Below are 12,104 nucleotides of genomic sequence, written 5' to 3'. Positions count from 1 at the left end.
CAAGCTACAATTACTTGCGGCAAAACAACAAAATATTCTGGTTTCCAAATCTTCGCGTTAGGGATAGTAGTGGAAAGCCCGCAAGAAAGTGGAGTGAAACACAACTTTATGAGGACTTGTAGCGGATAGCCCGACCGTTTATAAAAAAGAGAGGCTACTATCGATATTGATAATAGCCTCTCTTTTTTATAAATGGGAACGCACTAATGATAATCTAATCGAAACGTATGGCTTTGACTGGAGAAATTTTAGTTATTATATAGGACGGAATTAATAATACAAAAAAACAAACGGTCACAGTAAGTAGGTTTAGCACTAGGATATATCCCCAATTTAAATAAACTGGTGCTTGGTTTACATAATAGTTTTCTGGATTCAACTGGATCACGCCAAATTGTTGCTGGAGTAACAATAGTGCTATTCCGATTAAGTTTCCCCAGAAAAGCCCTCTTACGATAAGATAGAAGGCATTATATAGAAATATTTTCCGGACGGACCAATTATTGGCTCCCAACGCTTTTAGGATTCCTATCATTTGGGTTCGTTCGAGAATTAATACTAATAGTGCAACCACCATGTTGATTGTGGCCACAAGAATCATGACAACTAATATAACGATGATATTAAAATCGAATAGCTGAAGCCATTCAAATATATAGCTGTATTTTTCTAGTATGGTTTTACTATCTAATGTAGAAGCTGTTTGTGCATAGACTTGTTCTCCGGTAGCTTCGATAGTATTAAAATCGTCAACAAAAACTTCGAAAGCACCAATTTGATCTGGAGTCCATTTATTGATACGCTGCATGTGACGAATATCTCCTATTATATAGGTTGCATCGAATTCCTGAAAACCGGAATTGAAGATTCCTGTAATTTTAAATCTCCGAATATTGGGCAACTGATTTTGATTTTCTTTGATGAAGAATGTATTGAACAGATCTCCTACTTTCAAATTCAACCTATTGGCAAGGAATTGAGACAATAACACTTCTTGATTCACATTTTTTGAATAATCAGGTAATTTGCCTGAAACCAGATACTCTTTTATATTATCCCATTTGTAATCATTCCCCACTCCCTTGAAAATAATTCCTTCGAAAGCGGTTTCGGTTCTAATAATTCCTGCTTTACTGGCAATGGCTTGAATATGCTCCACTTCAGGAACAGCAGTAAATTTTGGATAAAAATCTTGTTTTTTAGAAATTGGAACTACCGTGACTTCGGATTGATTGTTGTCATAATTGGAAATAACGATGTGTCCGTTGAAAGCCGCAACCTTCTCTCGGATTTTTTGTTGCAGTCCAATTCCTGTCGCTACCGAAATAATCATCATAATCATACCAATTGCAATTGCTGAAATAGCAATTTTTATAATTGGAGCAGATATGCTACTTTTATAATCTTTAGCAGTTATGAGTCTTTTGGCTATGAAATATTCTAAATTCAAAATTTATAGTTTGCAACAAAGATACATAAAGTTTTTTGCCACAGATTAAACAGATTTAAACAGATCAAAAATAGTACTATGAAATATTTTAGCTATACTTACCTCTTATTATTGACATTAGTTGTACAATCCTCTTGTGGAAGTTCTACAAAAAACAATCAGTATAGCAGCAGTACGGATAGCTTGCCAAAAATCCATTTCCAACCATTTTTTAGACCACATCAAATACCAATATTTAAAACGGGAGCCGATAATTACGAAAAATATATTTCTCTGTTAGAAAATAAAACAACAGGAATTGTAACCAATCAAACGGGAATTCTATCTGACAAAACCCATTTTGTTGATTTTTTACTTTCCAAAAATATCAATGTGCAAACTATTTTTGCTCCAGAACATGGTTTTCGTGGCACTGCTGATGCGGGAGAACATGTGGTTGATGGAAAAGATTCTAAAACCGGGCTGCCAATTATTTCTCTATACGGTGATAATAAAAAACCAAAACAAGAACACCTCGCTGGAATCGATATCATGATTTTCGACTTGCAAGATGTAGGCGCACGATTTTATACTTACATCTCCTCGTTACATTACATCATGGAAGCTTGCGCTGAAAACAACATTCCGCTTTTAGTTCTTGACAGACCAAATCCGAATGGAAGTATAGTCGACGGTCCAATTCTTGAGCCAGAATTTACCAGTTTTGTAGGCATGCATCCAATTCCTTTGTTTCATGGAATGACAATTGGCGAATATGCACAAATGATTAATGGGAAGAAATGGCTGAAAAATGGCATTCAATGCAAATTGACCGTTATTCCGTGTATTAATTACAACCGAAAAATGAATTATAGTTTACCTGTAAAACCTTCACCGAATCTTCCAAATGATCAAGCCGTGAATCTTTATGCAAGTTTGTGTCTGTTTGAAGGCACAAATGTAAGTGTGGGTCGTGGAACTGAAAAACAATTTCAGATTTATGGCTCTCCGTATCTACCAAAAAGTGATTTTAGTTTTACACCCAAACCAAATTTTGGTGCACAAAATCCAGTTTACAATGGCGTGAAATGTTATGGGGAAGATTTATCAACACATACAAAGGTCAGTAAACTAGAATTAAAATGGTTGATTCAAGCCTATCAAAGCACAACGGAAAAATCGAAATTCTTCAATCCTTTTTTTACCAAACTTGCAGGAACTAAAAAACTGCAACAGCAAATAGAAAATGGAATTTCCGAAAATGAAATCAGAAAAAGCTGGCAGAAAGGACTTATTGAGTTTAAAGCAATGAGAATGAAATATTTGATATACTAATTCTCACCCCCCTTCCGATCCCGAAGTTTCGGGACGGGACTCTACAAAGCAGAGGGAGACAAAATAGAAAATTTTTAAAGCGGCATTTTCTTTTTCATTTCCTCTACAATATTAAACGCTGCCGGGCATATCGCTACGTTTTTCAAGGTTAAGTCTGTAATTTGTTGGAATTTTTTTCGATCCGTATGCGGGAATTCTCTACACGCTTTTGGACGTACGTCATATATCATGCACGCATTTTCATCATCGAGAAAAGTACAGGGTACACTTTGCAAAACATAATCTCGGTCTTCATCGATTTGAAGGTATTGCTGGATAAACTGTTGTGGCTTTTGGCGTAGGTATTTTGAAACACGCTCAATGTCGGCATCCGTAAATAATGGTCCCGTAGTTTTACAACAATTAGCACACTTTAAACAATCCGTTTTCTTGAATTCAGCATCATGCAAATCTTGCATCACGTAATCCAAATTCTTTGGTGTCTTTTTTTTCAGCTTATCAAAATACTTTTTGTTTTCGATATGCTTATCTTTGGCTTCCTTAGGGAGATTGTTTAAAATATGTTTCAAATTTAAAGTTTAAAGTTGGAACCACAAAAGTAACAAACTTGAATCCTTTAACCTTAAACTTTAAACAAAAAAAGATGAAAGACCTTTTTGGCAAAGCCATACTTGATTTTCAAACCAATAATTCACCCGAAGATTTAATTACGGAAACTACAATATCTGAAGAAGATGAAATGAGCGTTGCCTACTTGTTTCGTTCTTATGATGAAATGCCCCAAATGGAACAAAAAGCGTTACAACTTGCCAAAGGTAAAATCCTGGATGTTGGCTGTGGCGCAGGAAGCCATAGTTTGTCTTTACAAAACGAACGCAATCTAGACGTAACCTCTATTGATATTTCAGCAAATGCTATTCAAGCGTGTACCCTTCGCGGACTTAAAAAAGCGAAAGTTCAAGATGTACTGACATTAGAAAATGAAAAGTACGACACCATACTCCTATTGATGAATGGTGCTGGAATGTGCGGTAAACTTAAAAACATCCCGAATTTCCTTTTAAAACTAAAATCGTTATTGAATCCCGGCGGACAAATTCTATTAGACAGTTCTGATATAATTTATATGTTTGATGACGATGAAGATGGCGGAAAGTGGATTCCTTCCCAAAAGGAATATTATGGAGAAATCGTTTTTAATATCTCCTACAAAGGCGAGAAAGAAAAACCATTTGACTGGATGTTCATTGATTACAACACTTTGCAAAATGCAGCTTTAGATAATGGACTAAAATGCGAGTTGATTCTTGAAGGCGAACATTTTGATTATTTAGCAAAACTTTCCATTTAGAAAACACATAAAACTACTTAGTATGGGAAATTCAGCGGTGGAAAAATTACGTTATCCTATTGGGAAATTTATCAGACCCGAGATCTATTCAAGTGAATATCTCCATAATAAAATAAAAGAAATCGCAAGTTTTCCAGAACGATTGAAAAACGAAGTCATTCATTTGACAGAGGAACAACTAGAGACACCATACCGTCAGGATGGCTGGACGATTCGTCAAGTCATTCACCATTGCGCCGACAGTCACATGAATTGTTTTGTTAGAATTAAATGGACATTAACTGAAAATAAACCGCTAATAAAAGCGTATCACGAAGATTGTTGGGCAGAATTACATGATAATTTAACGATGCCCATTCAACCCACACTTTCATTTCTTGACGGATTGCATTTTCGTTTGGCATATATAATGAATAGTCTTTCTGAAGCAGATCTTGAAAAATCTTTTATACATCCCGAACATAATACCGTTATTCAATTGAAGGAAATAATTGGAACCTATGCTTGGCATGGAAACCACCACTTAGCGCATATTACCGAATTGAAAAAAGAAAAAGGCTGGTAGTATAAGGAGCTATTTCCAGCTATTCGCTATATCTTTTTTTCTCATTAAAAAAATGAGAAAAAAAGGATGTCGCTACTATCTGGGCTAGGAAATCTGCTAACAAGAAGTAAGCCTTCCGAAAATTAATCAGTATCTGTTTTAATTCAAAACCCCAAACAGCACTTGCTATTTGAGGTTTTTAAGTATTAAGGAATATTCAAATATTTATGTGTTTGCAACGAGACACGCCATTTTGGGTTGTTCATTACATAATCAACAATTAACGGAGTCATTTCTTCTTTTTTACTCCATTCCGGTTGAAGAAATAAAATGGCATTCTCATTTACTTTATCAGCTTGCTCTTCGGCAAAAATAAAATCATGTTTATTGTAAATAATCACTTTTAATTCCTGTGCGTTATCATACACCGTTTGAGTTGGTAATTTGTTTTTCTTTGGCGACAAACAAATCCAATCCCAAGTTCCTGTAAGCGGATAAGCCCCAGAAGTTTCTATGTGCACTTTTCTATCACTATCTTTTAGCTTTTGTGTTAGCAAGCTCATGTCCCACATCAATGGTTCACCACCAGTAACCACAACAGTTTCTGAATATTTACTTGCATTGGCAACAATTTGATCAATACTAGTTGGCGGGTGTAGCGCCGCATTCCAGCTTTCTTTAACATCACACCAATGACAACCTACATCACATCCGCCAATTCTAATAAAGTACGCAGCTGTTCCGGTATGGTATCCTTCCCCTTGAATGGTGTAAAATTCTTCCATTAAAGGAAGCATTGCACCTTTATTAACTTCTAACTGTATTTCTTTTGATAACATTCTTTAATTTTAAAGTGCAAAGATAGTTAATTAGAAAAGGAGTCCATTTGCAAACACAGACTAAAATGATAAACTTTCAATAAGCCAAAAAAGGCGTGTATTAAACCGTTTTAAAATAATTAATCCAACTCTGAATACAACGATCCTAAAATAGGAGCACAAAAAAACCGATAGCCAAAGACTATCGGTTTTTGATATTGAGACAAATTCTTATTGTTTCAAAATTTTTATTGACTCTGTTGCATAATTATTAGCAGGGTCTAATGCTAATGTTTTTTTGAAATATTCAATAGCTTTAGGCTTGTCTGTATTAGCAAAACTGGCTGCCATATTATTGTAACATTCAATAAACTTAGTTTTTACTGCAGGTTTTGCTATTTCCTCAGCACCTAATTCCATTGTTTTTAAAAGATAATCTTCATAATTTTTCACCATCAAGTCATCTTTTTCAAGTAATCTATTGGTTCTTGCTTTATACAAGTATGCTTCTAAATAAGTAGGAGAAGCAACTAATACTTTATCAAAAGCAGCATCTGCTTTTTGCAAAGCAATTGTATCTACTTTTTCGCCTTCCTTTTTGTTAATATTGGCATAGTAATTCGCTAGACCAAAATAGACGTTGTCATCCAGATAATTAGTAGACTCAGGAGAATTGGCTCCAGATTCAAATACAGCTGCAGCTTCTTTGTATAGTTTTTGAGAAAATAATTTTTTACCAATATCACTCAAATCTTGAACCGCTAATGGCTCCATTTCGATTGCTTTTTTAAGACCTTTCATTCCTGAATCAAAAGCAACGGAGTCTATAGCTAATCCATCTTCGCTAGTCCCTTTTTTTATTTTAGTCAAACCCAAATACAAATAATCTTTAGCGATTACTTTATTAGTTGGGGAAGCGATAAAACTTTCCAATGATTTCAATGCTAAATCAACATTTCCATTTTCATAAGCCGCATATCCTAAATAACGATAGATTCTTGGATTAACTTTGTCCAATTCGATCATTTTGTTAGCTTCCGCTTCCAGTGCAACATAATCCTCTATCAAGATTAGAAAATCAGCTCGACGCATTCTAGAGTTAATCGAGTAATCGGTTAAAGCCATATATTTATCGTAATAGCCAATTGCTTTTTTATAATTCACAGCCGCTTGAGAAGGTTTATTACGTGCAATTTTATAATAAGTCTCCGCTAATTCTCTATACACTGGTCCATAGTTAGGATTAATAGCAATAACCTCTTCATAAGCTTTTAAAGCTTCGTCATACGATTTTGCTCCTTTAAGCAAAACACCCAGTTGCATTTTTGCTCTTAGCAAAGAATTATCTGCTTGAAAAGCACTTCTATAAGCTACATAAGCTTCATTTTGTTTGCTATCACCATAGTAAGCATCACCAAGGGCAAGCTGTAACTGTGCATCATCTGCATTTTTTATGGCAGCGCGATTCAAAATAGCGATTGCATTTTTATAATCGGGCTTTTCAGCATTCATATAGGCTCTTGCTTGGTAAACGTACTCTGCAAAATCCTTTCTTTTCATGTCTTTGGTGGCCAATACAAATTTTGCTTGAGCTGCCGCAACATCATTGTTATCTAAATCCATTTGACCTAAGCCAATGTAATTCAAATTAGCTTCATCAGAAGCTGTTAATCCTTTTTGGAAATAAATTTTGGAGGAATCTTCTACATTTTGAGTAAGATATACATTCCCTAAAGTAAAAAAAGCAGCTCCATTAGATGGATTCTCCTTAATAATTGATTTTAAAATTGCCTTCGCACTTTCGAACTGTTCTGCATCGATCGCTTTTTTTGCTTGATCAATATCTTGCGCTTGACTTGCAAATGCCGATGCCAATAATGCAACACTAAACGTTTTTAATTTATTCATTTTCATTGTAGTTAATTTAATTTTTATCATTGTATATTTTTTTTCTAACCTGAATTAATCTACTCGGTGTTCGTACCGGCAGTAAACCAGATTTAAGTATTATCCGCTGTCCTCTTTCACCTGCTACAAAAGAGGCAAAACCCATTCCTAATCCAGAAGAACCCTGACAATTTATTATATACAAATCACGTGCCAAAGGATAGGTTCCCTCTGCAATATTATTTTGCGATGGCGGATAATATTGATTTCCAGTAGTACTTTTAACGCTAAGCACCTTAATTTTTTTTACAATATCTTTCATAATTCCAGAAGGTTGATAAAGCCAGTTTAGCCCCACTATTCCAATCATTCCTTCATTTTCAGACACATACTTTATTACCTCTTCATTGGTTTTAAAAGAAAAAATCCCCTTTTTCGGAAGTTCTGACACACCCGCTAATTCATTCATATAACGAACAGTACTGGAATTTGGATTATCAAAAACCAATCCCTTTATTGCCGTTTGAGACTTCCCTTGCAGAAAGGCTATAATGTCATTTAAAGCGACTAAGGTATCCTTAATATTCTCATTTGCGATTAAAGCAATCCCATCAGTAGCGAAAGGAGTCACTTTTGGAATAATTTTTTTACCCTCAAAAATCTTATTTTCCTCAGCATTTAATTTTCTGGATAAAATGGCAATACTTAATGAATCATTTAGCAATGATCGGAGCACTTCTTTTTCAGATTTAGCATTCAACGTTATTTTTGCAGGATACACACTTTCAAAAACCGCTATCTGATCCTCAATCACAGGTTGTAATGTTTCATCAACTAGTATCGTTGTAGAACCTTTTAAAATAGTTTCTTTATTTTCCTTAGATCCTTCCGTTTTTTTACATGCAAAAAGAAATACAAACAAAGAAAGAAAAATAAAATACGGAATTATAGCTGTTTTTTTCATGATCTAGTTGGCATTATTAATAAGTCGGATGAATCTAAAAAAAGAATATACAATAAGAAGCAAACCAAATGCTATTCTATATCCAGTATCCATTACTATGGGAAATTCTTTCATAAAGATAATAAATAAACCCAAAACCAGATAAACTAAAAAAAACATAATTCCTAAAACGAGAAGAAATCGCTCTTTGAGCGATTTCTTCTGAATATTAATACGTATGCTCTTTAACATTAATTTGCCGTTTGAATTGTAATTGGTAAAGAATACAGCACTCTGACTTTTTTACCGTTTTGTTCACCCGGAGTCCATCTAGGAGACTTTTTCAAAACACGAATCGCCTCTTTCCCTGTACCATAACCAATATCTCTAATTACTTTAATATCGGTTAAAGAACCATCTTTCTCTACTACGAAAGTAACATATACTTTACCATTCAACCCGTCTTCTTCAGGAGTTTGATAATTATTACCCACATACTTGTAAAATTTCTCTATCCCACCTGGAAAATCAGGTTTAACCTCAATCCCAGCAGTGTTGTAAATTTGGTTATCTACTTCTTCTACTACCGCGGCAGTACCTGTACCTACAGGCTCTACAGTCAATACTGCATCTGGATCACCTTTTATGGTCACTGCACCTAATTTTTTGTCTTTAATTTCAACAATTTTGGGTGGTTCTTCTGTAACTTCTTCCGCTTTTGCTACAACAGGTTTCACAAATTTAACCTGATCCACTTTTGGAGGTGGAGGTGGTGGTGGCGGGATGTTTTCTTTAGGCTTTTCTTGCTTTGGCGGCAACTTTACTGCTGTAATTTTAATATCTCTATTTTCCTCTACATCAGATGTATCCGGAAGCAGACTAGCAATAAGAGGGGCACTAACGGCCAAACTAAAAAGAATACTTCCAACAATAAGCGCTCTCACTGAGGTCTTATTATTTTCTTTTCTTAGTTCATACGCTCCATAACTTTTATTTCGCCCTTCAAAAACGATATCCAGCCATTGGTTTTTAAATATATCTAATTTCATTTTTCTTAATTATTAGGTTATTAGGCTATTAGATTAAAATCTTATTTACCTTCTAACAATTTTGTTTCCTCAGGTGAAAAATCATTTACAATTGCATAAGTTGGAACGCCAACAATTGCCATTTCATCAAGTATATCAACTAAGTTACGATAATTAGATTTCTTACTTGGCTTGATGATCACAATAACTCCTTTGTCTTTGTTTCCAGTATGCTCCACTACTGATTTTTTTCTAGCCAATAATTCTTTACGAATTCCGTTTTTTCCATAGGCAATATCTTTTGGACCTGCAATTGGCGTAGCCAATAAACCCATGTAATATACCACCTTATTGTTCTCACCAAGCATAATTGTTAAAGTACGATTTTCATCTACTTTAATATCCTTATTTATTTTAGGATCGTCTTCTTTATCTGGCAACCCCAAATCCATTGATTGGGGTTTTGACAACGTAGTAGTCAGCATAAAAAATGTGATCAATAAGAATGCCAAATCCACCATAGCAGTTAAATCTACTTTTGAATTTTGTTTTTTACTTCTTACTTTACCACCTTTTCCGCCTCCACCGTCGCCGGTATTTAATTCAGCCATTGTAGTGTATGTTTTTTAATTAAAAATCTTCTCCTCTTAAACCAGTAACTAAATTAAAGCTATTGATTTTTTGATCTTGTAAAATATCCATCACCTTTTTAATTGCCTGATATTCTTCTTTTGCATCCCCTTTTATGGCTATTTGCAATTCTTTATCAGCAATTTCAATATTGGCAATACGAGCATTTTGTATCCAATCCGCTAATTGATTATCAAGTGAATCTTTTGGAATACCTGGTTGGTTTGCTTTTCCTCTGTCTGCAGCTTTCATCTCTATGATTTGCTTCAAACTTTGAATTGGCACACCAAAACCATCCATCAGTGCAAATTTATCAGCATCATCAGCTGAGAATTCAACACCATATTTTTGACCCATTAATTCTAACGTTTTTTTACGAACTTCTCTTCCTTTTAGATCAAAGAATACTTTTCCTTTTCCAATAGTAATTGTAGCCAAATCTGTCTCAGGCAATTTTGTCTGAACTGTAGAAGAAGGCGTGTCTACCGGCAATGCTTCTGGTACTTTAGCTGTAGCGGTCAAGATAAAGAACGTAAGCAAAAGAAACGCAACATCACACATCGCAGTCATGTCAATTGACGTTGACTTTTTTGACATTTTTAGTTTAGCCATTATCTTTTTTATATTTTATTTTGACGCACATGACGTCAAAAAAATTATTATTGTTTTAAGCTTCCTCTAAATCTTCTGTAAGTATTTACAATTGTAGTACCTGCTTCATCAATAGAATAGGTTAAATCATCAATTTTAGAAGTAAAGAAGTTATACGAAACGATTGCTAATACTGAAGTCGAAATTCCAGTTGCAGTGTTGATAAGTGCTTCAGAAATACCATTTGCAAGAGCCGCTTGATCAGGAGTACCTGCACTAGCTAATGCTCCAAACGCTTTAATCATCCCTGTTACCGTACCTAATAATCCTGCAAGAGTTCCTAAAGAAACCAAAGATGAAATAATAGTCATATTTTTCTCTAACATTGGCATTTCTAATGAAGTAGCCTCTTCGATTTCCTTGTGAATTGTTTCAGCAGCTTCTTCGCTATTGAATCCTTCTTTTTTAACATCTTGGTATTTGATCAAAGCTGATTTTATTGCATTTGCAACAGATCCTTTTTGTTTATCACACAAAGCGATAGCTCCATCAATATTCCCTTCTTTAATATCATCTTGTACTTTTTTCATAAACTGATCTAAGTTTCCTGATCCAGCTGCTTTTGAAATCACAAAATATCTTTCAAAAGAAAAAACAACAGTCATCAACAATAAACCCATCAAAACTGGTACAATTGGACCTCCTTTGTATACCATTGCCAAATAATTACCCGGTATTGGGTGTCCTGTATTTACTCCGCCTTCAAAATTGGCACCATCTCCCATTATAAAATTCCAAATCAACCATCCTACAAATACACATGCCACAATAATGATTCCTGAAATCATTCCTCCTCCGTTTGAACTCTTTTCTTTTTTAACGTTTGCCATTTTTTTTAATTTTAATAGTTTTAAATAATTTATTTTAGTTATAATAAACTTGTAGTGGAGCAAATTTATATTTTTAGTTCAAATAAAAAAACTTTTTTTAATTTTATTGTCATTAATTTTATTTCAAACAAACATTTAGCAATTTACTCATTGCATATATATCAAAATCTACAAAGAAATCATCCGTTTTACAAAAAAAAAAATACATTTTTAAGAAATATTAACACAAATTTTCAATAACCGTTTAAAAGCAGTCAAAAATATATTTTTTTATTATTAAGAGTAAAAAAGCAGGAAAACTGCATTATACCCCATAATTTCCTATTTAAGAACACTAATAGTAGCTTACAAATCCTTTTAATTCAAACTTATCATGACCAGAAAAGAAGATTTTATACAAGACATAACGCGTGGGTACCTTTCAAAAGGAAAGAGTATGACTTTGGAGGAGTACTATTAGGCGGAGAAGCTCTAGCAAATGCACCCATAAAAATTCCCTTAAAAACCTTAAACTGTCATGGGTTAATTGCCGGAGCTACTGGAACGGGGAAAACCAAAACGATCCAAGTTCTTTCACAACAACTATCCTCTTTTGGGATTCCTGTTTTAATGATCGACATAAAAGGCGATTTTAGTGGTATTGCTAAAGAAGGGAAAT

General features: G+C 34.3%; 12 protein-coding genes and 1 pseudogene. 4 read left to right on the top strand and 9 right to left on the bottom strand.

Going from position 1 to position 12,104, the window contains the following annotated elements; genetic code table 11:
- Nucleotides 1–214 precede the first annotated feature (214 nt).
- Complete coding sequence (locus tag EKM05_RS10410) at nt 215–1,450, bottom strand: ABC transporter permease (protein WP_126457400.1); 1,236 nt, start codon at nt 1,448–1,450, stop codon at nt 215–217.
- Nucleotides 1,451–1,528: 78 nt separating this feature from the next.
- Between EKM05_RS10410 and EKM05_RS10405 the strand changes: the two genes are divergently transcribed.
- Complete coding sequence (locus tag EKM05_RS10405; protein ID WP_126555031.1) at nt 1,529–2,764, top strand: exo-beta-N-acetylmuramidase NamZ domain-containing protein; 1,236 nt, start codon at nt 1,529–1,531, stop codon at nt 2,762–2,764.
- A 74-nt stretch (nt 2,765–2,838) separates the two neighbouring features.
- Here the strand turns inward: EKM05_RS10405 and EKM05_RS10400 are convergent, their stop codons facing one another.
- On the bottom strand, nt 2,839–3,333 hold the full coding sequence (locus EKM05_RS10400; RefSeq protein ID WP_126555029.1) for a YkgJ family cysteine cluster protein: 495 nt from the start codon (nt 3,331–3,333) through the stop codon (nt 2,839–2,841).
- Nucleotides 3,334–3,407: 74 nt separating this feature from the next.
- Here EKM05_RS10400 and EKM05_RS10395 point away from each other — a divergent pair, with 74 nt between their 5' ends.
- Together EKM05_RS10395 and EKM05_RS10390 are read left to right on the top strand one after the other, a co-directional pair.
- A complete protein-coding gene (locus EKM05_RS10395) occupies nt 3,408–4,115 on the top strand; it encodes a bifunctional 2-polyprenyl-6-hydroxyphenol methylase/3-demethylubiquinol 3-O-methyltransferase UbiG (RefSeq protein ID WP_126457402.1) in 708 nt (235 codons plus the stop codon).
- Between the two features lie 22 nt (nt 4,116–4,137).
- Nucleotides 4,138–4,680 (top strand): YfiT family bacillithiol transferase, encoded by a 543-nt coding sequence (locus tag EKM05_RS10390; protein ID WP_126555027.1) that lies wholly within the window; start codon nt 4,138–4,140, stop codon nt 4,678–4,680.
- Between the two features lie 185 nt (nt 4,681–4,865).
- Here the strand turns inward: EKM05_RS10390 and EKM05_RS10385 are convergent, their stop codons facing one another.
- The 7 genes from EKM05_RS10385 to EKM05_RS10350 all read right to left on the bottom strand — a co-directional run bounded on the left by EKM05_RS10385 (nt 4,866) and on the right by EKM05_RS10350 (nt 11,446).
- Nucleotides 4,866–5,498 (bottom strand): 7-carboxy-7-deazaguanine synthase QueE, encoded by a 633-nt coding sequence (locus EKM05_RS10385; RefSeq protein ID WP_126457404.1) that lies wholly within the window; start codon nt 5,496–5,498, stop codon nt 4,866–4,868.
- Nucleotides 5,499–5,708: 210 nt separating this feature from the next.
- Complete coding sequence (locus EKM05_RS10380) at nt 5,709–7,415, bottom strand: hypothetical protein (protein ID WP_370275760.1); 1,707 nt, start codon at nt 7,413–7,415, stop codon at nt 5,709–5,711.
- Nucleotides 7,402–8,328 carry a PstS family phosphate ABC transporter substrate-binding protein gene (locus tag EKM05_RS10375; protein ID WP_126555025.1) on the bottom strand — a complete coding sequence of 309 codons (927 nt, stop codon included), beginning with the start codon at nt 8,326–8,328 and terminating at the stop codon, nt 7,402–7,404. Before EKM05_RS10375 ends, EKM05_RS10380 begins: the two co-directional genes overlap by 14 nt.
- Before the next feature lie 230 nt (nt 8,329–8,558).
- On the bottom strand, nt 8,559–9,356 hold the full coding sequence (locus EKM05_RS10365) for an energy transducer TonB (RefSeq protein WP_126457406.1): 798 nt from the start codon (nt 9,354–9,356) through the stop codon (nt 8,559–8,561).
- Nucleotides 9,357–9,397: 41 nt separating this feature from the next.
- The gene (locus EKM05_RS10360; RefSeq protein ID WP_126453123.1) at nt 9,398–9,946 is read right to left on the bottom strand and encodes a biopolymer transporter ExbD; all 549 of its coding nucleotides are present in this window, start codon (nt 9,944–9,946) and stop codon (nt 9,398–9,400) included.
- Between the two features lie 19 nt (nt 9,947–9,965).
- Nucleotides 9,966–10,577, bottom strand: a complete 612-nt coding sequence (locus EKM05_RS10355) for a biopolymer transporter ExbD (protein WP_126457407.1) — start codon at nt 10,575–10,577, stop codon at nt 9,966–9,968.
- A 47-nt stretch (nt 10,578–10,624) separates the two neighbouring features.
- Complete coding sequence (locus EKM05_RS10350; RefSeq protein ID WP_126453117.1) at nt 10,625–11,446, bottom strand: MotA/TolQ/ExbB proton channel family protein; 822 nt, start codon at nt 11,444–11,446, stop codon at nt 10,625–10,627.
- Nucleotides 11,447–11,819: 373 nt separating this feature from the next.
- On the opposite strand from EKM05_RS10350, the pseudogene EKM05_RS10345 reads away from it, so the two are divergent.
- Nucleotides 11,820–12,103, top strand: a pseudogene (locus EKM05_RS10345) (helicase HerA-like domain-containing protein); the annotation flags it as partial.
- Nucleotide 12,104 lies beyond the last annotated feature (1 nt).

The organism is Flavobacterium sp. GSP27, assembly GCF_003970395.1.
Classification (GTDB): Bacteria; Bacteroidota; Bacteroidia; order Flavobacteriales; family Flavobacteriaceae; genus Flavobacterium.
Note: the sequence above shows the minus strand (reverse complement) of the source record. Positions and strands in the feature narration are given on the sequence as shown.